Origin of the sequence: Nonomuraea sp. NPDC049750 (assembly GCF_040659625.1) — a bacterium.
GTDB lineage: Bacteria > Actinomycetota > Actinomycetes > Streptosporangiales > Streptosporangiaceae > Nonomuraea.
The window spans coordinates 136,895-161,693 of the sequence record NZ_JBFANB010000018.1 but is presented as its reverse complement, the minus strand read 5'-3'; the positions used below and the strand labels follow the sequence as shown (position 1 = coordinate 161,693).

Annotated in this window: 18 protein-coding genes; 9 read left to right on the top strand and 9 right to left on the bottom strand. The window is 70.3% G+C overall.

Features of this window, described 5'->3' with window-relative positions; translation table 11 throughout:
- Nucleotides 1-12: 12 nt before the first annotated feature.
- The 3 genes from AB0J16_RS37525 to AB0J16_RS37515 are packed head-to-tail and all read right to left on the bottom strand — an operon-like array spanning nucleotide 13 to nucleotide 6,148.
- Nucleotides 13-1,002: an ROK family protein gene (locus AB0J16_RS37525; RefSeq protein WP_358548736.1), complete on the bottom strand. Its 990-nt coding sequence runs from the start codon at nucleotides 1,000-1,002 to the stop codon at nucleotides 13-15.
- Nucleotides 1,002-1,964, bottom strand: a complete 963-nt coding sequence (locus AB0J16_RS37520; protein ID WP_358548733.1) for a hypothetical protein — start codon at nucleotides 1,962-1,964, stop codon at nucleotides 1,002-1,004. The genes AB0J16_RS37525 and AB0J16_RS37520 overlap by 1 nt, the downstream gene beginning before the upstream one ends.
- Nucleotides 1,961-6,148 (bottom strand): glycoside hydrolase family 38 C-terminal domain-containing protein, encoded by a 4,188-nt coding sequence (locus tag AB0J16_RS37515; RefSeq protein WP_358548731.1) that lies wholly within the window; start codon nucleotides 6,146-6,148, stop codon nucleotides 1,961-1,963. The genes AB0J16_RS37520 and AB0J16_RS37515 overlap by 4 nt, the downstream gene beginning before the upstream one ends.
- 119 nt (nucleotides 6,149-6,267) lie before the next feature.
- On the opposite strand from AB0J16_RS37515, the gene AB0J16_RS37510 reads away from it, so the two are divergent.
- Nucleotides 6,268-7,113, top strand: a complete 846-nt coding sequence (locus AB0J16_RS37510) for a bifunctional methylenetetrahydrofolate dehydrogenase/methenyltetrahydrofolate cyclohydrolase (protein ID WP_357948558.1) — start codon at nucleotides 6,268-6,270, stop codon at nucleotides 7,111-7,113.
- 23 nt (nucleotides 7,114-7,136) lie between these two features.
- Here AB0J16_RS37510 and AB0J16_RS37505 read toward each other — a convergent pair whose 3' ends face one another.
- From AB0J16_RS37505 to AB0J16_RS37495, 3 genes are all read right to left on the bottom strand, one after another.
- Nucleotides 7,137-8,726, bottom strand: coding sequence for a thiamine pyrophosphate-dependent enzyme (locus AB0J16_RS37505; RefSeq protein ID WP_358548728.1), 1,590 nt, complete (start codon nucleotides 8,724-8,726; stop codon nucleotides 7,137-7,139).
- Nucleotides 8,727-9,039: 313 nt separating this feature from the next.
- Nucleotides 9,040-9,951, bottom strand: a complete 912-nt coding sequence (locus tag AB0J16_RS37500; RefSeq protein ID WP_358548726.1) for a MurR/RpiR family transcriptional regulator — start codon at nucleotides 9,949-9,951, stop codon at nucleotides 9,040-9,042.
- The gene (locus tag AB0J16_RS37495) at nucleotides 9,936-11,339 is read right to left on the bottom strand and encodes a glycoside hydrolase family 3 N-terminal domain-containing protein (protein WP_358548723.1); all 1,404 of its coding nucleotides are present in this window, start codon (nucleotides 11,337-11,339) and stop codon (nucleotides 9,936-9,938) included. Before AB0J16_RS37495 ends, AB0J16_RS37500 begins: the two co-directional genes overlap by 16 nt.
- A gap of 117 nt (nucleotides 11,340-11,456) precedes the next feature.
- Between AB0J16_RS37495 and AB0J16_RS37490 the strand changes: the two genes are divergently transcribed.
- Together AB0J16_RS37490 and AB0J16_RS37485 are read left to right on the top strand one after the other, a co-directional pair.
- On the top strand, nucleotides 11,457-12,986 hold the full coding sequence (locus AB0J16_RS37490; RefSeq protein ID WP_358548721.1) for a family 10 glycosylhydrolase: 1,530 nt from the start codon (nucleotides 11,457-11,459) through the stop codon (nucleotides 12,984-12,986).
- 251 nt (nucleotides 12,987-13,237) lie between these two features.
- Nucleotides 13,238-14,338: an anhydro-N-acetylmuramic acid kinase gene (locus AB0J16_RS37485; RefSeq protein ID WP_358548719.1), complete on the top strand. Its 1,101-nt coding sequence runs from the start codon at nucleotides 13,238-13,240 to the stop codon at nucleotides 14,336-14,338.
- Nucleotides 14,339-14,381: 43 nt separating this feature from the next.
- Here the strand turns inward: AB0J16_RS37485 and AB0J16_RS37480 are convergent, their stop codons facing one another.
- Nucleotides 14,382-15,032 carry an FHA domain-containing protein gene (locus AB0J16_RS37480; RefSeq protein WP_219531308.1) on the bottom strand — a complete coding sequence of 217 codons (651 nt, stop codon included), beginning with the start codon at nucleotides 15,030-15,032 and terminating at the stop codon, nucleotides 14,382-14,384.
- 181 nt (nucleotides 15,033-15,213) lie between these two features.
- Here AB0J16_RS37480 and AB0J16_RS37475 point away from each other — a divergent pair, with 181 nt between their 5' ends.
- The 3 genes from AB0J16_RS37475 to AB0J16_RS37465 all read left to right on the top strand — a co-directional run bounded on the left by AB0J16_RS37475 (nucleotide 15,214) and on the right by AB0J16_RS37465 (nucleotide 17,900).
- Complete coding sequence (locus tag AB0J16_RS37475; RefSeq protein ID WP_358548716.1) at nucleotides 15,214-16,335, top strand: citrate/2-methylcitrate synthase; 1,122 nt, start codon at nucleotides 15,214-15,216, stop codon at nucleotides 16,333-16,335.
- A gap of 70 nt (nucleotides 16,336-16,405) precedes the next feature.
- Nucleotides 16,406-16,696 (top strand): DUF3017 domain-containing protein, encoded by a 291-nt coding sequence (locus tag AB0J16_RS37470; protein ID WP_358431610.1) that lies wholly within the window; start codon nucleotides 16,406-16,408, stop codon nucleotides 16,694-16,696.
- 166 nt (nucleotides 16,697-16,862) lie between these two features.
- The gene (locus tag AB0J16_RS37465; RefSeq protein ID WP_358548713.1) at nucleotides 16,863-17,900 is read left to right on the top strand and encodes a polysaccharide deacetylase family protein; all 1,038 of its coding nucleotides are present in this window, start codon (nucleotides 16,863-16,865) and stop codon (nucleotides 17,898-17,900) included.
- Here the strand turns inward: AB0J16_RS37465 and AB0J16_RS37460 are convergent.
- Nucleotides 17,875-19,011: a saccharopine dehydrogenase NADP-binding domain-containing protein gene (locus AB0J16_RS37460; protein WP_358548710.1), complete on the bottom strand. Its 1,137-nt coding sequence runs from the start codon at nucleotides 19,009-19,011 to the stop codon at nucleotides 17,875-17,877. The two genes, AB0J16_RS37465 and AB0J16_RS37460, sit on opposite strands and share 26 nt — an antisense overlap.
- Before the next feature lie 203 nt (nucleotides 19,012-19,214).
- Between AB0J16_RS37460 and AB0J16_RS37455 the strand changes: the two genes are divergently transcribed.
- Together AB0J16_RS37455 and AB0J16_RS37450 are read left to right on the top strand one after the other, a co-directional pair.
- Complete coding sequence (locus AB0J16_RS37455; protein WP_358548707.1) at nucleotides 19,215-21,158, top strand: transporter substrate-binding domain-containing protein; 1,944 nt, start codon at nucleotides 19,215-19,217, stop codon at nucleotides 21,156-21,158.
- 54 nt (nucleotides 21,159-21,212) lie between these two features.
- Nucleotides 21,213-22,187, top strand: coding sequence for a malate dehydrogenase (locus AB0J16_RS37450; RefSeq protein WP_358548705.1), 975 nt, complete (start codon nucleotides 21,213-21,215; stop codon nucleotides 22,185-22,187).
- A 262-nt stretch (nucleotides 22,188-22,449) separates the two neighbouring features.
- On the opposite strand, the gene galE is transcribed toward AB0J16_RS37450, so the two are convergent.
- On the bottom strand, nucleotides 22,450-23,397 hold the full coding sequence (galE, locus tag AB0J16_RS37445; RefSeq protein ID WP_358548702.1) for a UDP-glucose 4-epimerase GalE: 948 nt from the start codon (nucleotides 23,395-23,397) through the stop codon (nucleotides 22,450-22,452).
- 86 nt (nucleotides 23,398-23,483) lie between these two features.
- On the opposite strand from galE, the gene AB0J16_RS37440 reads away from it, so the two are divergent.
- Complete coding sequence (locus AB0J16_RS37440) at nucleotides 23,484-24,797, top strand: hemolysin family protein (protein ID WP_358548699.1); 1,314 nt, start codon at nucleotides 23,484-23,486, stop codon at nucleotides 24,795-24,797.
- The last annotated feature ends 2 nt before the right edge of the window (nucleotides 24,798-24,799 follow it).

Sequence of the window (24,799 nt, the reverse complement as noted above, 5' to 3'; positions counted from 1 at the left end):
TACCTGAACATCTCAGGCGGCTGTACGGGACTGGCTCCAGGCGAGTTTCGCGGCTCCGGCGAGTCCGGCCCGTACTCCCAGGGTGGTCGGCTCCACCTTCACCGCCCTGACGAACGCCAGCCCGGCCACGTCGTCCAGCGCCCGCGCCAACGGGTCGAACAGGACCGGTCCCGCCGCTGAGACGCCGCCGCCGATGACCACCTTGGTGAGCTCGACCGCCGCCGCGGTCGAGGCGATCATGCCGGCGAGTGCCCTGGCACCCCGTTCGAACGCCGCCACCGCCACGGGATCCCCACCCGCCGCGTCCCGCGCCAGCGCCCGCGCGTCGGCCGCGCCGTTCTGCCCACCGGCCGTGCTGTTCTGCGCGCCGGCCGGGCCGTCCAGCGCGTGGGCCGGGCCGTCCAGCCCGTCAGGGCGGCCCGGGGTCCAGCCGTTGGCCAGTGCCCAGCGGGCCAGGTTCGGGCCGCTGGAGTAGTGCTCGACGCAGCCGCGCCCGCCGCACTCGCAGCGCTCGCCGTACGGGTCGATGGTCATGTGACCGACATGTCCGGCGTTTCCGTTGGGGCCCAGGAGCGGGACGCCGTCGATCACCAGTCCGCCGCCGATCCCGGTAGACACCACGATCCCGAGCAGCGAAGAACTCCCGCGCCCCGCCCCCAGCCAGTGCTCCCCGAGCGCCATGCACTGCGCGTCACCGGCCAGCATGGTCGGCAGGCCGGTCAGCGCGCCGACCTCGTCACGCAGCGGGAAGCCGCGCCAGCTGGGCATGTTGACGGGGCTGACGGTCCCGGCGGCCAGGTCCAGCGGCCCGGCGCAGCCGATCCCGACCGCCTCCGGCGCCGGACCGTCTCCGGTCACCTCCTCGATCAGCGCCGCCAGAGCGACCATGACGTCCGTACGCGGCGTGGGCCGGGTCGCGGAACGCAGCATGGAACCCGTCTCGTCCACCAGCGCGGCGGCGAGCTTGGTTCCCCCGATGTCGATGGCGAGTACGCGGGCCATCAGTGTTTGTGGTGGTTGTCGGGCTGGCGGGGATCGCCAGGATGTTCCAGTCCGGGCACGAGTTCGACCTTGGCCGCCCGCGACTCGTCGAGCCACCGCGCGAACATCCGCCGCCGCGCGGCCTCCCGCTGCGAGACCGCACCGGGGAAGGGAGCTGGGGTGGGCGCCGGTTGGGCCACCGCCACGTGCCAGCCCAGGGCGTCCTCGACCGGACCGACGAGCATCCCGTACGGCCGGCGCGGGATGGCGTCGGCGATCGCCGCAGGCAGGGAGCCCAGCGTCACCGGTCCCAGCGGTTCCAGATCGTCGGCCGTGGCGGCGGCCGCCTCGGCATGGTCGGCGAACACCCGATGGCGTACGACATGCCAGGCCACGCCCTGTGCCGTCCCCTGTGCCGTCGCGGGCGCCACCCCCTGTGCCGTACCTGGCGCCGCCTCCTGTGCCGTCGTCGGCGACCGCCACTCTGGCGGCACCTCGACTGTGGCGGTCAGGTGCTCGAACAGCGCGCGGACCCACGGGCTCCCGTTGTACGCGGAGGCGTTGATCGACCCCAGCTCCACCGCGGCCAGCGGGTCGAGCCGCCCGACCTCCACCGGCGACAGCCCGCGGGCCGTGGCCTCGTCCTTGCACAGCGCCTCGGTGAGGATCACCTGCGTCAGCCACCTGGCCAGCTGCCGGTCCTCGGAGCTGCCCGGCAGCGGCAGCGCCGCGCTGAGCGGGCTGTCGCGCAGCTCGCGGACCCGCCGGTCCAGCGGCTCACGGGAGATCGGCCGTCCGCCGACCCAGCCGATCACCGCGCCCACGCCAGGCGCGGTGCCCGCTCCGGTCGCGGCGGGCCGCTCCCGTACAGGAACGCCTGCCCCGGTCGCCGAGGGCCGTTCCAGCATGGGACCGCCCGCCCCGGTCACGGGGGGTCGCTCCAGTACGGGACCGCCCGCTGTATCAGTGAGAGCATGGTTCATCGGGAGACCTCCAAGCGGACGGCGGGGGCGTACTGGCAGCGGCCGTACCACATGACCTTGGCCAGTGCCCAGAAGTGCCCGGCCGCCATGTCGTACGGCACCTCCACGGGGAACGAAACGTCGACAGTCTCGCCCGGCGCCACGGTGAAGCCCTGGATGACCGTGGGCAGGAGCTCCCACGAGCCCCAGGGGGCCGCGAGCTGGGACTCGCCGCGGATTTCGTCCGAGGTGGTGTTCGCCAGCCGTACAACCAGAGACGTGCGGTCGCCGGGGCGGAGGGAGAGCGACTCCGTGACGGCGGTGACGGACAGGCCGGTCGCGCGGCCCTCGGTGGCCTGGGTCCCGTTGAACGCGTCGCGCATGTTCGGGACGGCGCCCTCGACGGGCAGCTCCGGCACCTCGCCCAGCGCGACCGTGGCGACGTCCTCCACCAGCTGGTCGCCCACCGAGGTGCGGGCCGAGACGAAGTACAGGCCCTGGCCGGGGGCGGGTGTGACGGTGACGGGGAAGCGGAGGTGGCCCCCGGGTTCGAGGCGGAAGGCGCGCTGGGCGGGCGTGGCGCTCCAGCCGTCCGGGACACGGATGTCCACCACGCCCTCGTGCGGCGCGTCGACGAGGTGGGACGACACCACGACCGTCACCTCGACGGTCCCCTGTGCGGCCGCCCCCTGTGCGGCCGCGACGGGTGTGACGAGACCGGGCGTGACGAGACCGGGCGTGACGGCGATCGACACCGGGAGGTAGCCGAGCGGCGCGGGCCCCTTGTTGTGCAGCCAGTAGCGGCTGTAGACGGGCTGGGCCTGCTCGGCCGTGGCGCCCAGGTCGGGGCGTGCGGGCCGCGGCGGGGCGGGGGCGAGGTAGGTGGCGACCTCGGCCCCGGCCAGGTCGAGCGTGGTCACCGGGTCGCCGGGCCGTTCCAGCAGGTCGGCGTGGATGAGGCCGCCGAGGTCCAGTACCGGAGACTTGATCGTGGCCCGCGAACCGAGCCCGGTCGACTCCACGAGCCGGATGGTGACGCCGTCGGTGGGCGCCAGAGCGCCGGTGGGGGACAGGCCGTGGGCGTGCGGGTTGCCGGTGGCTTTGATGGTGCCGAGCAGGACGTCCCGGGCGGGCTCCACCCGCAGGAGCGAGTGCACCTGGGGCAACGTCCCGTCGGCGGCCGGTGCGACCTCTCGCGCCAGCATCGGCGTGATGAACTCCTGTCCCGCCGCCGGCAGGCGCAGCGCCCGCCAGTCGCCGTCCCCGCCGGCCAGCGCGTACGAGAACTCGTGCGTCCAGTGCTGCACCTGGAACCCCGCCCCATCAGGCCCGGTACGCCGAGGCGGATCCAGCCAGACCCCCGACGGCCACCCGGTACAGGACCGCATGAGCGACAGATGCAACGCCCCACCGGAATCCACCGCGAACCCCGGCAAACCATACGTGAGCAGCGCGACCGTACGAGACTCCAGCACCTCCTCGCCCACCGGGCAAACGGCGGAGATCACGGCATCCGCCAGATCCGCGACCAGCTCCTCCACCGGCCCGGCGACGATGAGCGCGGGCAGCGCGCGTACGTCACGCAGGTCGGCGCTGGGCTGCCACACCTCGGCCAGCGGTCGTTCGGCGGGTACCCAGACCAGCGGCGCCCCCGACTTGAGCGCGTCGAGGAAGGCCGGGTCGCTGCGGTCGAGGAGCTCGGCGGCCAGCGGGTTGGTGTCCGGGCCGCCCAGGATGATGCGTACGTCCGGCAGGTTCGAGTCGACGTCCAGCCAGCCGTACCGGGAGCCGGAGGCGGACGAGGTCGTGGCGGTCACACCCGCGCGGGCCAGCGCCACCACCAGCGAACGGGCCCCGGGCGCGTCCTCCAGAGTGGGCACCACCACCTCGGCGACCCCCAGCGCCCGCGCGCCCGCCTCACCCAGGTCCACCCTGGCCGTGGCCGACAGTCCGAACCAGGTGTTGGCCGGGTTGTCGAGCGTCCACGGGTGCTCGGCGGTGTTGACCTCGGGCTGCGCGAACCCGCGCCCCACCACGGCGCCCGCCACGTCGGAGACCGGTAGCGCGCCCGCCACCTGCGCCGGGAAGCGGACCCGGAGCAGCCGGTCGGCGCCGGTGTAGTCGAGCACGCGGGTGGTGAACTCGACCCGGTCCGAGCCGGTCCAGAGCGTGACGATCTGCTCATAGGACACCTCGCCCACCTGGCCGGTGATGGTCAGGCGCTGTCCGAGGGGACTCTGCGAGGCGTGTACGGCCGCTGCGGCGGTCTCGCCGGAGCCGGTGGCGTGACCGGTCGGCAGCAGGTGCCACGGCCCTTCGCCCATGTCCGGGTGCGTGGGGTATTCGTCGTACAGCCGCAGCTCGTTCCCGAGCCCCGACAGCAGCTCGCGGCCCGAGGCGCGATCGAACACCGACTCCAGACCGCCGCCGCGCGCCGGATCGGCGACGACCCGCCACCGGTCATTCGAGATGGCGGTCCCGGGCAGCGGCTGCCAGGTGTCGGCCACCCCCTCGACGATCCGGTATGTCCGCCAGCCCATCGACGGCACGTCCTTGGCCAGGAAGACCAGCGTGCCGTCCTCCTCGATCGCCGGGATCTCGCCTTCCACCCGCTCACCGGGCGCCAGCCGTACCCGCACCAGCCCGTCACGCGCGAACGGCAGCGTGTTGGTGACCACGACGCTGCGGCCGTCGAGCGAGATCTGGCCGAGCAGCGCGTCCAGCGCGCGGTCGCGGGCGCCGGCGGCCAGGTCGTGCGCCTCGCGCCAGCCCGTCAGCAGGTCGATGTAGACCTGGTCCGACTCGGAGCCGGTGATCCCGTCGTGATGCGCCCCGTACGCCAGCTGCCGCCACACCTTGTCCAGCGCGGTGTGCGGATAACCGCCCAGCCCCAGCAGCGACGCGAACGCCGACAGCCGCTCGGCGTCGAGCGCCGCCACCTCGGCCGCGCGCTGGGCCTGCTTGGTGTCGATGTACGAGACGTCTTTGCCGGTGTAGATGGGGTTCATATCCCGGGTCTGCGGGCTAAATGCCGATATTTCCCCGCGCACCGCGTCGAGGAAGTCCCGTGGCGTGCCGCAGACGAACCGGGGCCAGATGTAACGGGCCGCCCAGGTCCGGTGGATGTCGGTGACCCACTTGTTCGGCGGGGTGTAGTCGGTGCCGACGGGCAGCAGGATGTTCCGGGTCGCGGCCACCGGCTTGAGCGAGCGATAGAGCTCGTACGTCGCCCGCGTCGCCTCCTCCAGCGACGGCGAGGAGTCCATCCACCAGCCCGCCGAGTAGTGGGCGGGCATGTAGTGCGTCAGCACGCCCTGTCCCGACGGCGAGATCCACTCGAACTCGCTCGGGAACTGCATCAGGGAGGCGTCGTTCTTGGCCTCCCTGAAGTTCTTGCTGATCGGCCCCCACTGGTGGAAGGGCCCCCGGGCCCACGCGCTGCCGGTCAGCCCGGCCGCCGCCAGGTATCCGGGGAACTGCGGGTCGTGCCCGAACACGTCGAGCTGCCAGGCCGTACGCGGGTCGCCGCCGAGGATGTCGCGCTGGTAGCCGATGCCGTACACGATGTTGCGGATGGTGCTCTCGGCGCCGGTCAGGTTCGTGTTCGGCTCGTTGTACGTCCCGCCGAGAAGCTCCACCCGGCCCTCGTCGAGCAGCGCGCGCAGGTCGGCGCGGCGCTCGGGGTGGGTGTCGAAGAACGGCTTGAGATAGTCGATCTCGGCCAGCACGAACCGGTAGTCGGGATCGCGCAACGCCAGCTCGATATGCGCCTCGACCAGCGCGAACGCGTTGTGCTCCCACAGCGGCCGGGTCGTTGCGTCGACCGAGAGCAGCTCCCAGGGGCTGGTGTAGGCGGCCTGCGTGTTCCACCAGACAGGGTCGTAGTGGAAGTGCGACACCATGTACATCGTCCAGCCCGGCTCCTCGGCCGTGACCTCGACGTCGAGCGCCGCCTCGCCGAAGGTGACGGTGCAGGGCACCACGCTCCCGTACGGCACGCTGACCTCCAGCGGCACCTCGACGGTGACCGGGCCCACTCCCGGCGGCACGCTCACGGGCGCCGCGCAGGACACCCCGGGTCCGCGAACGTCGAGTGGCGTCTCCTGCCCATCCGGCTCCAGCGTGACCTTGAGCACCTGGTGCGGACGCTCCGCCGTGCCGACGAACAGGTCGGTCGACTCTGCGGACAGCAAGTGAGCAGGCAAGACGACTCCTTAGTGGGCACATAGGCGGTGACGTCACCATATGCCGTTCCAAGATCCATGACAACGATGTCATCACCGCTCCCAGCGAACTCATGGATCTCATGGAAGGATTGGCAGACATGAGCGCAGTGAAACTCGACGGCAAGGCGACCGCGGCCAGGATCAAGGCCGACCTCACGACGCGGGTGACCGCGCTCAGAGAGCGTGGCATCACCCCCGGTCTCGGCACCGTGCTGGTCGGCGACGACCCCGGCAGCCAGATCTATGTGGCGGGCAAGCACCGCGACTGTGCCGAGGTCGGCATCGCCTCCATTCGCGTGGACCTCCCGGCCGACGCCACCCAGGCCGAGGTCGAGGCGGCCATCGACGAGCTCAACGCCTCGCCGGAGTGCACCGGCTACATCGTCCAGCTCCCGCTGCCCCGTCACCTCGACACGATGGCGCTGCTGGAGCGCATGGACCCGGCCAAGGACGCCGACGGCCTGCACCCGGTCAACCTGGGCCGCCTGGTCCACATGGTCGACGCGCCGCTGCCCTGCACGCCGCACGGCATCGTGCTGCTCCTCCAGGAGTACGGCGTGCCGATCAAGGGCGCCGAGGTGGCCGTGGTCGGACGCGGCATCACGGTGGGCCGCTCGCTCGGCCTGCTACTGACCCGGCGCAGCGAGAACGCCACGGTCACCCTCTGCCACACCGGCACCCGCGACTTGGCCGCGCACGTCCGCCACGCCGACATCGTGGTGGCCGCCGCCGGGGTGCCCGGCCTCATCACCCCGGCCATGGTCAAGCCGGGCGCGGCCGTGCTCGACGTGGGCGTCTCGCGGGTGGACGGCAAGATCGCCGGCGACGTGGCGGCCGAGGTGGCGGAGGTGGCGGGCTTCCTGACCCCCAACCCCGGCGGCGTCGGCCCGATGACCCGCGCCCTCCTGCTCTCCAACGTGGTCGAGGCCGCCGAACGCGCCTGACCGGCGTTCTTCTTGCGGCCTTCTTACGGCTGGAAGTCGGGGTCCACGGCGACGGTCACCTCAAGCAGCAGGGGCTCCTCGCGGTCCACGAGCGTGGGCATCACCTCGTCGAGCACCGCCGCGAGCTCCTCCGCCGTGTCCACCCGCCTGGCCGCGCAGCCCAGCGACCGGGCCATCCCGCCCACGCTGACCTCGGTGAACGCGGGCCACGGTGCCTTGCCGCCCGCCTTGTCGGCCAGCCGGTCCATGATCGCGTACCGGCCGTTGGCGAGGACCACGAACAGCGCGCCCACCCGGTAGTGGGCCGCGCTCCACAGCGCGTGCACCCCGTACAGCGCCGACCCGTCGCCCACCACCGCGACCACCGGCCGGTCGGGCAGCGACATCCGCAGGCCGACCGCCGCGGGCACGCCGAACCCCAGCCCGCCCATGGCGGCCGACACGAAGCCCAGCGGGTTACGGGCCGGAACCAGCCGGTGCAGGTCCGGGCGCGACGACGGCGTCTCCTCGACGAGTACCGCATCGGCGGGCAGCCGCCTGGCGAGCTGGTGCAGGACGTGCGCGGCTCGCAGAACCTCCCCTTCCGGGGGCAACTCGGGCCCATCGGGCGCGGGCCGCGGCGGAGCGGGCCTGGCGGGCACGAGTACGGCCAGCCGCTCACAGACGGCGGCCGGGGCGGCGAGATAGGCCAGGTCGGCCGGACTGCGGTGCGCTTCGGCCGGGTCATCGGTGACCAGCGCGACAGTGGTACCGGGCTCGACCAACGGACCGGAGTCGAACGGGTACTGACGGAAGACCGGGGCACCCACGGCGAGCACCACGTCGTGCGCCACCAGCGCCGCGCGCAGCCGGCCGCGATCGGCGGGCAGCACCCCGGCGTACTGCGGATGGTCCTGCGGGAAGCCCGCCATGGCGCCGAACGACTCCTGCCAGACCGGACACCCCAGCCGCTCAGCAAGCGCCACTACCGCCGCCCACCCCGCCTCCCGAACACCTGCGCCCGCGACGATCGCCGGAGAGCGGGCCTCGGACAGCAGCGCGGCCAGGGGTGCGAGCGATTCGTCCGACACGGCCGCCGGCCGCAGCAGCCGCGTCGGCGCCGCGATCGTCTCGTCCTCGAACGGCGCCGCCCAGTCGTCCAACGGCACCACCACCAGCGCGGGCCCCCGGAACGTGACCGCCTCGTGGTAGGCCCGCGCCACGGCACCCGGCACATCCTGCGCCCGCACCGGTTGGTCGACCCACACCGGATAGTCCCCGGCCAGCCCCGCCAGCCGCCCGGTCAGGAACGGCTCCAACGCCAAATGGCGACGATCCTGCTGCCCGACCAGGATCACCAGCGGCACCTGATTGGCCCGCGCGGTGGCGATCGCACCGACCGCGTTGCCCAGGCCCGCCGCGGTGTGCAGCACGGCCAGCGCCGGCGCCCCGTGCCCGATCGCCCACCCGGTGGCCATGCCGACCACCGACCCCTCATGCAGGGCCAGCACGAACCGCAGGTCGTCGGGCAACCCGGTCAGCAGCGCGACCTCGGTCGAGCCCGGATTGCAGAAGATCGTGGTCAGCCCGAACCGCCGCAGCACCTCGAACGTGGCCTCTCGAACCGTGCTCACCGCGCTCACCGTGCCCGCCTGAGTCCGCCCACCGTGTGTCTCACAGCGCCCGGCCGAGCCTGCTCCCCGCCCATGATCACCGTGAGTGACGACGATAGCACGATCACCCGTTATCCCAGGTAGACCGTCGTTCTCGTCCTCCCGGAGGGCTGTCTCTGCCTTTCTCCTCCGGAGGGGGCGCCCTCCCTGGGGACCCCAGCCACGACAGACCGTCTTCCTCTCCCCCGAAGGGGGTATCCCTCTCCAAGGACCCCAACCACCACGGATCGTCACAAGGATCGAGACGGTCGTGTGACGGACCCCCAGGGGGCCATTACCGGCGCCGGTAGCGGTCCGTAGCCTCCTTCGTGGCGCGGATCGCGGCGTCGGCCGTGTCGTACGTCCGCTGCGCCAACCCGACGAAGATGCAGTCGACGATCAGGAGCTGGCTGATCCGGCTGGCCAGCGCCCCAGGCCGGAACGCGGTCTCCCGACCCGCCGACACCAGCGTGTAGTCGGCCAGCCCGGCCAGCGACGACCGCGGATTGTTGGTGATCGCGACCACCAGCGCCCCCGCCTCCGCGGCTGTGCGGGCCGGGTCCAGTACGTCCGGCGTCTCGCCGCCGCAGCTGATCGCCACCACCACGTCGCCCGCCCGCAGCAGGGCCGCACTGGTCAGCGCCAGGTGGGCGTCGCTGAAGGGGTGGCTGGACAGGCCGATCCGCAGCAGCTTCTGGGACATGTCGGCCGCCACGAGCCCGGAGGCCGCCACGCCGTACACGTCCACCCGCCGGGCCCTCGCGATGGCCGTGACGACTTCCCCGAGCGGCTCGGGGTCGAGTTGGGCCGCCGTGTCGGCCAGCGCTTCCGACTCGGCCCGCGCCACCTTGGCGATGACGTCGGTGAGCGGGTCGTCGGGGCCGAGGTCACCGGGCACCAGCCGTTCGGGCTCCTTGGCCACGGCGGCGGCCAGGGCGAAGCGCATCTGCGAGTAGCCGGCGAAACCGAGCGCCCTGGCAGTGCGTACGATCGTCGCCTCGCTCGTCCCGGACACCCCGCTGAACTCGGTGATCGTGCTTCGAACGACCACGCCGGGGTCGGCGAGGATGATGCGCGCGATGGCCTGCGCGGCCGGCGTCAGAGACGGCAGCACCGCACGGACGGCGGCCACGGGGTTGGCCGGCTCGTTCATCCGCCCGCCCAGCCCGTCGACAGACGCAGGTGGCCCGGTCACCGGGTCAGCCATTCGGCCGCCGCCTGCGCCGAGACGCGCGAGATGCCGTGCGTGACCAGGTGCGCCGCCCCGTCGGGCGTGCCAGGAATGCCGGTGTCCACGACGATCACCTCCGGCCGCACCTGTACGGCCCGCGCCACCGTCTCCCGTACCCACGGATAACGGGCGGCGTCGTGCACCACGAGGACGACCGGCCGGTCGTCGAACGGCGGCAGTTCACCCTCCGGCTCCATCTGGATCCGCGTGGTCCCCGGCAGCAGCGTGCTGAGCGCCGCCGTGATGCCGGTCGGCGTCGAGGGGTCCACCGCCTTGTTGAAGCGCGTGTTGACCTCCACGACCAGCGGCGGCCGGGTCAAGGTGGCCGTCCCCGTCACGGTCAGCGCGGCCTTGGCGGCCTCCAGGCCCACGCCCTCGTCGACGTCGGCACGGGCCTTGTCGCGCAGCGCCGACTGCCGGGCGTACCAGTCGGACAGCGCGAGGACCCGGGCGGCGGCCTCAGCCAGGCGCTCCTCCGGGAGCGCGCCCGCATGAACGGCGGCCACGATCGCGTCGCGGATGTCGTGCAGGCTCCGCTCGGTCGACAGGCCCACGCAGATGGCGTCGACACCCGCGCCGAGCGCGCGGACCGCGATCTCCCCGGGCTCGAACATCGCGGCCACCGCCCGCATCTCGATCGCGTCGGTGACCAGCATCCCGTCGAAGCCGAGCTCGCCCCTGAGGAGCTCGGTCATGACGGTACGGCTGAGCGTCGCGGGCATCGACGGGTCGAGAGCGGGGACGAGTAGATGGCCCGACATGACCGAGCGCACCCCGGCCGCGATCGCGGCTCTGAACGGCGGCAGGTCCCGCTCGTCGATCAGTTCGCGCGAGGCGTGTACGGTCGGCAGCGCCAGGTGTGAGTCCGTGACCGTGTCACCGTGGCCGGGGAAGTGCTTGGCGCAGGCGGCGACCCCGGCACCCTGTACCCCGTTGACGTAGGCCACGGTGTGGCGGGAGACCAGGTCGGCGGTCGGGCCGAACGAGCGTACGCCGATCACCGGGTTGGCGGGGTTGGCGTTGACGTCGGCGGACGGCGCGTAGTTGAGCGTGATGTCGGCTTCGGCGAGCATCCGGCCGATCTGGCGGCCCACGCGCTCCGTCAGGGCCACGTCGTCCACCACGCCGAGCGCCCGGTTGCCCGGGAAGGAACTGCCGGAGGCGACCTCCAGACGGGTGACCGCCCCGCCCTCCTCGTCGATCGCGACGACGGCGCCCGGGTTCTCGGCGCGAAACCGCTGGACGAGCTGCTGCCCGGGGTTGTTGCGGGCGAACAGCACGAGGCCGCCGAGTCCTTCGCCGAGCGCCCTGAGCAACCAGTCGGGAGCCGACGTGCCTTCGTAGCCTGGCTGGAGCACTGTCATCGCTAGTCGGTACAGGTCAGGGGACATGCGGCATTTTCCTTCACGATTGTTGAATTGAAGGTAATTTTCTGTCATCGTCGCCCTCGACACAACCACTTCCGAGAGGCCAAACCCCCCATGCCCAGCCGAAGGACGTTACTGAAGGGCCTCGCCCTCGCCGCTGCCGCCTCCGTCGTACCGCTTCCCGCCTTCGCCGCAGACTACGTCCCACCGCTGCGTCAGATGCGCGGCATGTGGATCGCCTCCGTGGTCAACATCAACTGGCCCTCCAAGACCGGGCTGACCGTCGAACAGCAGAAGGCCGAATACCTCGCCTGGCTGGACCTGGCCGTGCAGCGCAAGCTGAACTCCGTCTTCGTGCAGATCAGGCCGACCGCCGACGCGTTCTGGCCGTCGCCGTTCGAACCGTGGTCGCAATGGCTGACCGGCACCCAGGGGCAGGACCCCGGCTACGACCCGCTGGGCTTCATCGTCGAAGAGACGCACAAGCGCGGGCTGGCCTTCCACGCCTGGTTCAACCCGTACCGGGTCTCGATGCAGGCCGACCCGGCCAAGCTGCACCCCGACCACCCGGGACGCAAGCACCCCGACTGGATCCTGCCGTTCGGCGGCAAGCTCTACTACAACCCCGGCATGCCCGAGGTGCGGAAGTTCTGCCAGGACGCGATCATGGACGCGGTCACCCGGTACGACATCGACGGCCTGCACTTCGACGACTACTTCTACCCGACGAACACCACGGCCTTCGACGACAGCGCCACCTTCGCCCAGTACGGAGCCGGCTTCCCGGACCTGGCCACCTGGCGGCGCAACAACGTCGACCTCATGGTCTCGGAGATGCAGCAGCGCGTGCGCGCGGTCAAGCCGGAGATCGCCTGGGGCATCAGCCCGTCGGGCATCTGGCGCAACAAGGCCAGCGACCCGCTCGGCTCCGAGACCAGCGGCGGTCAGTCGTACGACAGCCTGCACGCCGACACCAGGGGCTGGGTGAAGAAGGGCTGGCTCGACTACATCGCCCCCCAGCTCTACTGGTACATCGGGCAGCCCCCGGCCGACTACGCCAAGCTCGTCCCGTGGTGGTCCGACGTGGCGAACGGCACCGGCACGCTGCTCTGGATCGGCCAGGCCGCCTACAAGGCGGGCGACCCCGCCCAGACCGCGCCCGAATGGCAGAACCCGGCCGAGCTGTCCAAGCACCTCACGCTCAACCGGGACAATCCACCGGTCAGCGGTGACATCTGGTACAACGCCAACGACCTGCGGGCCGACCGGATCGGCTCGATCAGCACGGCCGTGAACGACCACTACACCCGGCCCGCCCTGGCCCCGGTGCTGACCAGGCTGGCGGGTGGCGAGGCGCCGCACCGGCCGGTGCTGGCGTACGCGCTGCGGAAACACGGCGGGGTGGAGGTACGCGCGGTCGCGACGGATCGGCACGAGCCCTTCCAGTTCGCCATCTTCCGGTTCCCCGGCAAGGCCGCGTCCGGTGCGTTCGCCGACGCCCGCAACCTGGTCGCGGTGCTGCCGGGCGACCGGCAGGTGCACTGGGTGGACCCGGAGGGCAAGCGTGGGGATCACTACTACGTGGTCGCCGTCGACCGGGCCAACCGGACCAGCAAGCCGAGCAACGGGTTCCGGGTGCTCTGAGTGCGGTGATTCCCCGGGGGGTTGTCAAGACGACCGACTCGATCTCTGTGACGGTCCATGGTGGCTGGTGTCCCTTGGGAGGGATGCCCCCTTCGGGGGAGGAGAAGCAGGCGGTCCGTGGCGGCTGGTGTCCTTCTGGTGGGATACCCCCTTCGGGGGGCGGGTGATGACGGTCCGTCGTGGTCGGGGTCTCTAGGTGGGGCACCCCCCTTCGGGGGAGCGGAAGATGACGGTCCTTTGGAAGGAGTGCGATGCGGGTTCTCGGTCTCATCTCAGGCACGTCCCATGACGGGATAGACAGTGCGGTCGTGGACTGGTCGCTGGACGGCGGTGTGCTGACCGGCATGCTGGTCCACACCGGTGAGCGGCCGTACGAGCCTGGCCTGAGAGCCCGTATCGTGGCCGCGCTGCCGCCCAGCAAGATCGACCTAGGCGAGGTGTGCGCCCTGGACACGCTCATCGGCCAGGCGTTCGCCGAGGCGGCGGCCGAGGGGCCGGCGGCCGACTTGATCTGCTCCCACGGGCAGACGCTCTTCCACTGGGTGGAGGGCGGCCGGGTGCTCGGCACCCTGCAGCTGGGCCAGCCCGCCTGGATCGCCGAGCGCACCGGGCTGCCCGTGGTGTCGGACGTGCGGGTGCGCGACGTGGCCGCCGGCGGGCAGGGGGCGCCGCTCGTCTCCTACCTCGACCTGCTGCTCATGGCCGGGCTGCCGGGGCGTACCGGGGCGTTGAACCTGGGCGGGATCGCCAACCTGACCGTGCGGGAGCCGGCCATCGCCTACGACACCGGGCCCGCGTGCGCGCTCATCGACGCCGCCGCGCCCCCGTACGACAAGGACGGGGTGCTCGGCGCGGCCGGGACGGTCGACGCGGCGCTGCTGGCGGAGCTGCTCGCCGAGCCGTACTACGCGAAGGAGCCGCCGAAATCCACCGGAAAAGAGCTCTTCACGCCCGGGTACGTCAAGGCGGACCTCCCGCAGGCCGACCTCGTCGCCACACTGACCGCACTCACCGCGGAGACCGTGGCGGCCGAGATCCGGCGGCATGGGCTTGACACCGTGATCGTCTCCGGCGGCGGTGTGCGCAATCCCACACTCATGGGCATGCTGCGCGCACGCGTGCCGGACACGCGGCTCGTGACCAGCGACGAGCTCGGCGTGCCCGCCGACGCGAAGGAGGCGATCGCCTTCTCGTTGTTCGGCTGGCTCACCGCGCACGGTCTGCCGTCGACCGTGCCCAGTTGCACGGGCGCCTCAGGGGCGCGCGTTCTGGGCACGGTGACGCCGGGCTCCGGTCCGCTCGCGCTGCCGGAACCCCTCGCCGTGGCGCCGGTCGCGATCCGTTTCCTCTAGTGGGCCGCGCTCAGCGGCCCACCACAGGTAGCGGGGTCTGCACCTATGAAGCCCTGCGTCCGGCCGCCGTCGGTTGCTGTTGCTCGGCCGACGTCCCCGACCGCTGTGGTGGCACCACAGGAGTCGGGCGCACCAGGCCCAGCGCGACGACCTCGTTGGCCAGCCGCGTGCGCCGGTTGGTGCCCTCGGGAATCCGGAACTTCTGGTACAGCCGCAGCAGGTGTTGCTTGACCGCGGCTTCGGTCACGACAAGGTCGTCGGCGATCTCACGTGCGGTCGCCGGGGCGACGAACGCCTCATCCGACAGCGCCGGCCTGCAGAGCGAGGTCAGCACATCGACCTCGCGCCTGGTCAGCTCGGGCGCAGCGGCCCTGCGCAGTTCGACTTCGGGGGTGAAGTCCTCACGGGGGACTCCGCCGATGCGACCGCGCGCCGCGCCGAAGGAGACGACGTCGCCGTCGTCAAGCACCCTCCGGGCGATCGGCCTGCCGTTCACCCGTGTGCCGTTGCGGGACAGGCCCAGATCAACGACGTACAGGTAGGGTCCTCGCCTGACGAACTCGGCATGGAGTCGAGACACACTCGGGTCGGTCAGCCGGATGTCCGCGCCCCGGCCCCTCCCCACCGTCGTGATCTCGGGGCGCAACGGGACCACCTCGCCGGTGTCCTCGATGCGTATGAACGGCCCCTCCACGGCAGTTCCTCCCCAGGTAGCCCGCCGTAACTATTACTACAGCTCCGGCTTACCCAAACGAGGGGATGCGGAATCGCCTTTGCCATAAGGAGAATCCAGCGTGAAATTGGTCTGGACCTTCGCGGACGGTTTTGCCTGCTCACGGGTAGACTTCGGGCGGAGATATGCGGAGGAAACACTCATGGCGGACAAGCCCACGAAAGGCCTGGCCGATGTCGTAGCCGCGTCCACAGCGCTCAGCGACATTGACGGGAAGGCCGGTCGTCTCTTCTATCGCGGATACGACATCCACGATCTGGCCGGCCGCGCGACGTTCGAAGAGACCGCTCACCTGCTGCAGTGCGGCAAGCTTCCCAACCGGGACGAGTTGGACAGGTACGGCGATGAGCTGGTGCGGGGCCGCGAGCTCGGCGCGCTCGTCTCCGCGAACATCCCGGAGATCGCCGAGAAGCAGAAACCGATGGAGGCCCTGCGCTCCCTGGTCTCCCTCTCCGCGGCGGACGATCCGGACAAGGACTCCATCGCCCCCGAAGCGAACTTGCGCAAGGCCGCTCGCCTGACCGCGCAGCAGCCCTTGCTGGTCGCCCGCTACCACGCCGCCCGCAACGGCGCCGAGATCCCGGAGCCCGACCCGGCGATGAGCATCGCGGCGAACTTCCTCCTGCAGGTCACCGGACGCGTTCCGGCCCAGCGCGAGGTCGAGCTCTTCGACACCTGTCTGGTGCTGCACGCCGACCACACCATGAACGCCTCGACGTTCGCCGCCCGCGTCTGCGCCGCGACCCTGTCGGACATGCACTCGGCCATCGTCGCCGCCATCGGGACGCTCAAGGGCCCCCTGCACGGCGGCGCGAACGAGCAGGTCATGAAGACCCTCGAATCGATCTCGCCCACCGGGGTGGCGCAGGCCGTACGGGAGAAGCTGGCCGCCGGCGAGAAGATCATGGGCTTCGGCCACCGCGTCTACAAGACCGAGGACCCGCGGGCCACGCACCTGCGCAGGATGTCGCAGGAACTCGCCGAATCCACCGGCGACGACACCTATTATCGGATGTCCAAGGAGATGGAGGAGGTCGTCTTCGAGATGAAGGGCCTCTATCCCAATGTCGACTTCTACGCGGCATCGGTCTATCACTATCTCGGCATTCCGACGGACCTGTTCACACCGGTCTTCTCGATCAGCCGCATGGCCGGCTGGACGGCGCACGTGATCGAGCAGCATGCCGACAACAGACTGATCCGCCCCGACAGTGAGTACATCGGTGAGCGTGACCAGAAGTGGAAGCCGATCGAGGAGAGATGAGCCTGGACCGGAGAGAGCGGGGCACGATGCCAACGGAGGTCCGCAGCGAATGCGACCATAAGCAGGCACGTTGAGTCGTTCTGGAGAAAGTTGGGGGCCGTACCCGCTGGTTCTGGCGGGTGCGGTCGTCGGCGTTGCGCTGATTTTCCTCGTGGACCCGCGGTGGGGCGGGTTCGCGTTGGGCGCCGCCGTCATGGTGGCCGCCGCGCTCCGTTTCGCCGGGTACGGCGGGCTCGCCGTACGCAGCAAGAGGACGGACGTCATCACGCTCGGGGCGTTCGGATTCGTGCTCGTCCTTACCTCGCTGATCTTGGCGAACGACGAGCTCAAGGGAATGATCATGTCCCTGTTGGCCCGGTGACCCCACCTGCGCCAACCCGGTCGACGCAGGGCCGCCTTCGGGCGGCCCTTTCCGTTTCTTAGAACATCGTTCTCTAGAACATCTCTTGGCCCTCACAGAGCGTGACGGAGTTGATCAGATGGGTAAGAGTCCCTGGTAAGAGTCATAGGTGGCCCAGGGGGTTCGGATGCGATTGCGTCTTTTGAGTGGGGTGGGGCTGATCGCGGTCACGGCGGTCGTGTGCGGCTGTGGCTCGGAGCCGGTCGCCAAGCCGGTGAACAACGCGGCCAACACCGCGGCCAAGCTGAAGCAGGCCAAGGCCGCGCAGCTGGCGCTGGCGGCCAAGGTGAAGGCCAACGAGCTGGGGCAGATCCCGGTGCTGATGTTCCACCGGGTGATCAAGAACCCGGCGACCACCGACGACCGGACTCCCGAGCAGTTCAGGGGAGATCTCGAACGGCTGGTCAAGGACGGGTACGTGCCGATCACCGCCGCCGAGTACGTCACCGGCAAGATCGACATCCCGGCGGGCAAGCACGCCGTCGTGCTGACCTTCGACGACTCCTCGCCCTCACAGCTCACACTGGACGAGATGGGCAACCTGGCGCCGGACACCGCCATCGGCATCCTGCGTGACGTGGCGGCGAAGAACCCCGGCTTCCGGCCGGTGGCCACGATGTACGTCACGCGCGACATGTTCGGCAAGACCGTGCGCGACGAGCAGGCTCAGATGCTGCTCTGGCTCAAGGACAACGGGTTCGACATCGGCAACCACACCCGCGACCACATCAACCTGCGGGGCCGGTCGGAGAAGGAGGTCGAGGAGCAGATCGCGACCATCCAGACGATGGTCAGCTCCCTGGCCTTCGTCAAGCCGGTGACCATCGCCCTGCCGTACGGCAACCAGCCCCACAACAAGAAGTGGGCCATGCACGGCAAGCTCGGCGACGTCACCTATGACCACAAGGGTGTCTTCCTGGCCGGTTACACGCCCGCGCCCGCGCCGTTCAGCAAGTCCTTCGACCCGCTGGGCATCCCGCGTATCAGGGCGATGGACAAGAAGGGCGACTGCAAGCAGTTCTGCTCGGTGGCCTGGCTCGACTGGCTGAAGAACAACCCGGACATGCGCTACACCTCGGACGGCGACCCGTTGACCGTGGCCTTCCCCAAGTTCAAGAACCCGTTCCTGCGGACGTCCTTCAGCTCACGGGCTCTCGCGTACTGAAGGTGATGTCGGCCCGGCGCAGGCGCTCGATCAGCGGGCGGCCCATCGCGGAGGCGGTGGTGACCTGGCCCGCGATCTCGGGCACGTCGTCGAAGGCCAGGCAGAGCGCCGCCTCGCCGAGCATCTTGGCCGTCTCGTCGTAACCGGGGTCGCCGCCCGCGACCTCGGTGACGACCCGCCGGCCGCCGCCTTCGCCGAGGATGGTGACCTTGAACCAGTTGCGGGCCCGCTGCTCGGGGGTGGGCCCGTCGCCGGGCTTGACGCGGCTCGCCATCCAGTTGCGTACCGGGGGGATCTGCGCGAGCGCCGCCATCGTCCCCGCTCCCGCCGCCACCGCGAGGGCGGCGGGCAGGGTCTTGACGGCGTAGTACTGGCGGTAGGTGAAGTCGGGTCCGTAGCGGTCGAGCAGGCGGGCCGAGCGGCCGACGATCAGCGGGTCCAGGCTCGGCATCGGCAGTGCCCAACCGCCGACATAGCGCAGGCCGCCGGGCAGTGAGCTGACCCGGCGACCGGGCGGCAGCGGCTCGGCCGCGCGCCGCCGGGCTGCCGCCTCCAGGAGTTGCAGCGGGCGCGAGACGATCGTCATCCCGGAGGCCAACGTGCCGCCCGACGCCCGCATCTCGCTCCTGAGGAACCCGCTGACCTTGAGCGGCACGTGCTCCGGAAGCCGGTCGACCGTGAAGAGCACGCCCAGGTCGTAAGGGATGGAGTCGAAACCGCAGGCGTGCACCAGCTTGGCGCCCGTCGTGGTGGCCCGCCGGTGGTGGCGGACGTACATCCGGTCCACGAATTCGGCCTCGCCGGTCAGGTCCAGATAGTGAGTGCCCGCCTCGGCGCAGGCGGCCACGAGTGGCTCGCCGTACCGGAGGTAGGGACCGACGGTCGTGACGAGAACGCGGGTCGAGCGGGCGATCGCGGCCAGCGAGCCGCGGTCGGTGGCGTCGGCGATCAGGATCGGGACGTCGAGGCCGAGTCGTTCCAGCTTGGCCCGGTCGCGCCCGGCCAGTGCCCAGCGCACCTCGGGGCCGGCCGTCTTGGCGAGGTAGGCCGCGGTGAGCGCGCCGGTGAAGCCGCTCGCGCCGAACAGCACGATGTCGTACAAACGGGTCATAATCCCGAGCCCCCTCGGTGCTGCTCGTAGTTTCGCCCTATTCTGGGGTAATTCGGCGTTTCTCCTCACCCTGGTGATGACCGGTGGCCATACTGCTCCTGGCGACAAACCGTGACGTCACGAACGGTTAACGGTTCCCTGAGAGCTTACTGAGCGTCGTAAAGTTTGCGTCGTTGGGCTTTGTTTGAACGTGGGGAAGATGAATGCCGCAGATCTCGCCGCTGGTCGCCGGCGACCCCGGCCAGCTGGGGTCGTTCCGGCTGGTCGGCCGGGTTGGGGAAGGCGGCCAGGGCATCGTCTACCTGGGCGTCACCGATGAGGGTGAGCAGGCTGCGATCAAGCTGCTGCATGTCAAGTTCAGCGGGGACACGATCGCTAGGTCGCGGTTCGCCAGGGAGCTGAAGGCCGCGCAGCGGGTGGCGTCGTTCTGCACGGCCCGGGTGATCGAGGCCGATCTCGACGGTGACACGCCCTACATCGCCAGCGAGTACATCGACGGGCGCGCCCTCAGGGACATCGTCGAAGCCGACGGCCCGCTGCGGGGGACGGCGCTCGACCGGCTGGCGATCGGGACGGCGACCGCGCTGACCGCGATCCACCACGCCTCGATCGTGCACCGCGACTTCAAGCCCGACAACGTGCTGATCGCCGCCGACGGGCCGCGCGTGGTCGACTTCGGCATCGCCAGGATCATCGACTCGAGCGGCACCATCACCAGCCGGGCCATCGGTACGCCCGCCTACATGGCCCCCGAGCAGATCGCCGGGGACGATGTCGGTCCTTATACTGACGTGTTCGCCTGGGGAGCGGTGATCGCGTTCGCGGCGACCGGGGAGACCGTGTTCGAGGGCAACTCGATCGCGGTGGTGCTCAACCGGATCCTCAACCATGAGGTCGACGTGTCCATGCTGCCCGAGCCGCTACGCGGCGTGGTGCGGTCGGCGCTGTCGAAGTCGCCCGATGAGCGCCCCTCGGCCGACCAGATCCTGCTGCGGCTGCTCGGCCAGCCCGAGACGGTCGGCGCCTCCACGGCCGTGCTGACCCGGGGCGTACAGGTGGCCAGCGACGACACCACCCCGTTCATCAGGGTGTCGTCCGGGACGATCGGCACGGGCTCACCGTCCAAGGCGCAGCTCATGCATCCGCCGGAGCAGTCCTCCGTGACCGGCGGCGAGCCGATCCCTTGGGCGACCGGCTCCACGCCGCCACCGCCCCGAATCCTGGACGAGCGGCCGACCGTGGCCACCCCCGAATCCGGCCCGCCCGCGCCACGCGGCCGGCGCCGCGCGGGGTGGGTCGCGCTGACTGTGGCGATCCTGCTGATCGCCGCCGCCTCGATCGTGGCCGTGCAGAACAACTGGCTCCAGCTCGCGCTCGGCGAGGAGCAGCCCTCGCCGCATCCCGCCCCGCCGGACTCCTTCGCCTCGGTCGTCGACAAGGTGGCGCAGACGAAGAAGATCGTGATCGGCGTGAAGGGCGACCTGCCCGGCGTCTCCCTGGAAGGTGGCGGCGGCTTCGAGGGCTTCGACATCGAGCTGGCCAAGCTCGTCGCGGAGCAGCTCGGCGCCAAGCAGACCCAGTTCGTCAGGATTCCCAAGTCCGAGAGGCCGAAGGCGCTGGACGACGGCACCGTGGACCTGGTGATCGCCACCTACTCCATCGACAAGAGCGGCGTCGAGTTCGCCGGCCCGTACTACGTGGCCCACCACGACCTCCTGGTCCGCGACGGCGACCCGATCGAGTCGATCGACGACCTCAAGGGCAAGAAGATCTGCGCCCCCGACAGTCCGTCCGTTCGCAATGTTCAGGCCCGCGTGAAGGTGGAGCTCGTCACGGTGAGCAACTACGCGCAGTGCATGGACCTGCTCAGGAGCGGCGAGGTCGCCGCGGTGCCGGGCGAGGACCTCATCCTGGCCGGCTTCGCCAGCCGCGAGAACCAGCGCTTCAAGATCCTCGGCGCCAAGCTCAACGACGAGCGCTACGCCATCGGGATCAAGCACGGAGACGCCAAGACCTGCAAGGCGGCCAACGGGATCATCGCCTCGCTCTACCGCAAGGGCGTCGTCAAGAGCCTGCTGGCTCGGCATTTCGCCAACGTGGACTTCACTCCCGAGCAGGAAACACCCTCGATGGTCTCCTGCGGATGACGAACGGGTAGCATCCGAAAGTCAATGATTCATCCTGCGAGTTAGGGGAAGGCCATGGCCACGCCCGTCAAGGTGACCGTCACCGGAGCCGCCGGTCAGATCGGCTACGCACTGCTGTTCCGCATCGCGTCGGGGCAGCTGCTCGGCCCGAACGTCCCGGTCAAGCTCAGTCTGCTGGAGATCCCGCAGGCGGTGAAGGCAGCCGAGGGCACCGCCATGGAGCTCGATGACTGCGCCTTCCCGCTGCTGTCGGGCATCGAGATCACCGACGACCCGAACGTCGCGTTCGCGGGCGCCAACGTCGCCCTGCTCGTCGGCGCCATGCCGCGCAAGGCCGGGATGGAGCGCGGTGACCTGCTCGGCGCCAACGGCGGCATCTTCGGCCCGCAGGGCAAGGCGATCAACGAGCACGCGGCCGACGACATCAAGGTCCTGGTCGTCGGCAACCCGGCCAACACCAACGCGCTGATCGCCCAGCAGAACGCGCCCGACGTGCCGGCCGACCGCTTCACCGCGATGACCCGCCTCGACCACAACCGCGCGCTGTCCCAGCTCGCCGCGAAGCTGCAGGTCCCGGTCACCGAGATCAAGAACATGACCATCTGGGGTAACCACTCCGCCACCCAGTACCCGGACCTCTACCACGCCGAGGTCGGCGGCAAGATCGCGGCCGAGCAGGTGGAGTCGGAGTGGCTGCGCGACACCTTCATCCCGACGGTGGCCAAGCGCGGCGCCGCCATCATCGAGGCCCGTGGCGCCTCGTCCGCCGCCTCCGCGGCCAACGCCGCGATCGACCACGTCTACGACTGGGTCAACGGCACCGACTGGACCTCGGCCGCCGTCGTCTCTGACGGGTCTTATGGCGTGCCCGAGGGCCTCATCTCGTCGTTCCCGGTGCGGGCGGCGGGGGGCCGGTTCGAGATCATCCAGGGTCTGGAGATCGACGCCTTCTCCCGCGAGCGCATCGACGCCAGCGTCCGCGAGCTCACCGAGGAGCGCGACGCGGTGGCCTCGCTCGGCCTGATCTGATCCGTCTCCGACAAGGCGCGCGTCCGTTTCCGGGCGCGCGTCTTTTGGTTATATGTACGATTTGCGGCCTATTTCCCTTTTGTGTGACTAGGGGCACATAGTGATTTGCGCGGGGGGATTCGGCGGGGAGGTGGCGAACAGCACCCCCGCCGCCGCCGCGAGGCTACCCAGCACGACGAGGACGCCGAAGACTATCTTCGTGACCCTTGGTGAAAAGCTCCTCACATTTCGATATCACAGCACATATCGGGACTTCCTATACCTATTTCCCGGAAAGCGCTCCCCAAGCGTCAGAGACGATGTCCCGCAGGGAGGGGCGCTCGGCCTTCCAGCCCAGCTCGCGCCGGATCTTCTCGGACGAGGCGACCAGCACGGCCGGGTCGCCCGCCCGGCGCGGCCCGATAACGGCGGGGATGTCGTGGCCGGTGACCTCGCGGCAGACCGAGATCACCTCCTGGACGGAGAAGCCGGCGCCGCTGCCCAGGTTGAAGATCTTGTGCTCCCCGGGGGTGAGCGCCTCCAGTGCCAGGAGGTGGGCGACCGCCAGATCGGCCACATGGACGTAGTCGCGCACGCACGTACCGTCGGCGGTCGGGTAGTCGGTGCCGAACACGCTGACCGACTCACGCTCGCCGGTGGCCACCTTGAGGACGTTCGGGATGAGATGGGTCTCAATGGTGTGCCGCTCGCGGAAGCGGCCGTACGCGCCGGCCACGTTGAAGTAACGCAGGCTCACCGCCCCGAGTCCGTGCAGGCCCGCGTAGGCGGTCAGGGCGGTGTCGACGGCCAGCTTCGAGGCGCCGTACGGATTCGTGGGCCGTGTCGGATCGCTCTCCAGGATGGGGGAGCGCTCGGGCTCGCCGTACGTGGCCGCGGTCGAGGAGAACACGATCCCGCGCACGCCCCGCACCCGCATCGCGTCGAGCAGCGCCAGCGTGCCACCGAGGTTGTGCGACCAGTAGAGGCCGGGCTTCTCCACCGACTCGCCGACCAGTGACTTGGCCGCGAAGTGCAGCACCGCCTCCACGCCCGCCAGGGCGTCGTGGGCCTCGGTGATGGACCCGTGGACGAACCGCGCCCCCTCGGGCACGGCGTCCTCATGGCCGGTCGACAGGTCGTCGAGCACTGTCACCTCGTGCCCCGCCTCGACGAGCTGCGCCGCGACGACGCTGCCCACGTATCCGGCACCTCCGGTGACCAGCAATCTCATGTTTGCTCCTGTGGCTATATGTTTAATTTTGTCGGGCTGGGTGTTCAGCATACGCGGGAAACGTGCCGAGTACGCTGCCAACCACCATGTTTGACACCCTCGCGGCCAATATCGCGCTGGTCCTTCTGTTCATCCTCGTCGGCGGCTTCTTCGCCGCCGCCGAGATGGCGATGGTCTCCCTGCGGGAGAGCCAGGTGCGCAAGCTCGCTCAGAAGGGGCGCCGCGGCGAGCGGGTCGCCAAGCTCGCCCAGGACCCCAACCGCTTCCTGTCCGCCGTGCAGATCGGGGTGACCGTCGCCACGATGCTGTCGGCCGCGTTCGGCGCCGACCGGCTCGGCATGCAGTTCGTGCCCGTGCTCGAACGCTGGAATGTGCCCCACGCCGTCGCTCCCGTACTCGCGCTGGTGCTGGTGACGCTGGCCATCTCGTACGTCTCTCTCGTGCTCGGCGAGCTGGCGCCCAAACGCCTGGCCCTGCAGCGGGCCGAGGGGCTCTCGCTGGTCGTGGCGCCCTTCCTCGACCGCGTCGCCATGCTGTCGCGCCCGATCATCTGGGCGCTGTCGAAGTCGACCGACGGCGTGGTCAAGCTGCTCGGCGGCAACCCGCAGGCCGACCGGGAGGAGGTCACCACCGAGGAACTGCGCGACATGGTCGTCGGGCACACCGACCTGACCGCCGACGAGCGCAAGCTGATCGCGGAGGTGTTCGCCGCCGGTAAGCGCCAGCTCCGCGAGGTCATGTTGCCCCGCACCGAGGTGGAGTTCATGGAGGCCGACACCACACTGGCGGAGGCGGCGGTGCTGGCCTCGGGGCTGCCGCACTCGCGCTTCCCCGTCTACCGCGAGTCGTACGACGAGGTCATCGGATTCGTGCACGTCAGGGACCTGCTCGACCCGGTGCTCACCGGGCGGATCGAGCCGATCAGCGAGCTGGTGCCGATCCGGCCGGTCAAATTCGTACCGGCCTCCAAGCGCCTGCTCACCACGCTGTCGGAGATGCGCGACGAGGGTCACCACCTGGCCATCGTGGTCGACGAGTACGGCGGGACGGCCGGCATCGTCACCCTGGAGGACCTGGTCGAAGAGCTCATCGGCGACATCAGGGACGAGTACGACGTCGAAGGCGACACCGTGGTCCTCCCGGCGGGCGAGATGGAGATCGACGGCCTGACGAACCTCAACGACTTCGCCGCCCAGACCGGCATCCGGCTGGCCGACGGGCCGTACGAGACGCTGGGCGGGTTCGTGATGTCCATGCTCGGCCACGTGGCCGCCTGCGGGGAGATGGTGGAAGTGCCCGGGTTCGAGCTGACCGTCATCGAGCTCGACGGACGCCGTATCGCCAGAGTGAGGGTGCAGCGCCGTCCGGCCGTCGAGTCGCCGCCCGAGCTGGATTCCTGACA

Bases quoted from the DNA above. Each gene is read 5' to 3' on its own strand.
- AB0J16_RS37525 (WP_358548736.1), bottom strand. From the start codon at position 1,002: ATGGCCCGCGTACTCGCCATCGACATCGGGGGAACCAAGCTCGCCGCC.
- AB0J16_RS37520 (WP_358548733.1), bottom strand. From the start codon at position 1,964: ATGAACCATGCTCTCACTGATACAGCGGGCGGTCCCGTACTGGAGCGA.
- AB0J16_RS37510 (WP_357948558.1), top strand. From the start codon at position 6,268: ATGAGCGCAGTGAAACTCGACGGCAAGGCGACCGCGGCCAGGATCAAG.
- AB0J16_RS37500 (WP_358548726.1), bottom strand. From the start codon at position 9,951: ATGGCTGACCCGGTGACCGGGCCACCTGCGTCTGTCGACGGGCTGGGC.
- AB0J16_RS37495 (WP_358548723.1), bottom strand. From the start codon at position 11,339: ATGACAGTGCTCCAGCCAGGCTACGAAGGCACGTCGGCTCCCGACTGG.
- AB0J16_RS37490 (WP_358548721.1), top strand. From the start codon at position 11,457: ATGCCCAGCCGAAGGACGTTACTGAAGGGCCTCGCCCTCGCCGCTGCC.
- AB0J16_RS37485 (WP_358548719.1), top strand. From the start codon at position 13,238: ATGCGGGTTCTCGGTCTCATCTCAGGCACGTCCCATGACGGGATAGAC.
- AB0J16_RS37475 (WP_358548716.1), top strand. From the start codon at position 15,214: ATGGCGGACAAGCCCACGAAAGGCCTGGCCGATGTCGTAGCCGCGTCC.
- AB0J16_RS37465 (WP_358548713.1), top strand. From the start codon at position 16,863: ATGCGATTGCGTCTTTTGAGTGGGGTGGGGCTGATCGCGGTCACGGCG.
- AB0J16_RS37460 (WP_358548710.1), bottom strand. From the start codon at position 19,011: ATGACCCGTTTGTACGACATCGTGCTGTTCGGCGCGAGCGGCTTCACC.
- AB0J16_RS37455 (WP_358548707.1), top strand. From the start codon at position 19,215: ATGCCGCAGATCTCGCCGCTGGTCGCCGGCGACCCCGGCCAGCTGGGG.
- AB0J16_RS37450 (WP_358548705.1), top strand. From the start codon at position 21,213: ATGGCCACGCCCGTCAAGGTGACCGTCACCGGAGCCGCCGGTCAGATC.
- galE (WP_358548702.1), bottom strand. From the start codon at position 23,397: ATGAGATTGCTGGTCACCGGAGGTGCCGGATACGTGGGCAGCGTCGTC.
- AB0J16_RS37440 (WP_358548699.1), top strand. From the start codon at position 23,484: ATGTTTGACACCCTCGCGGCCAATATCGCGCTGGTCCTTCTGTTCATC.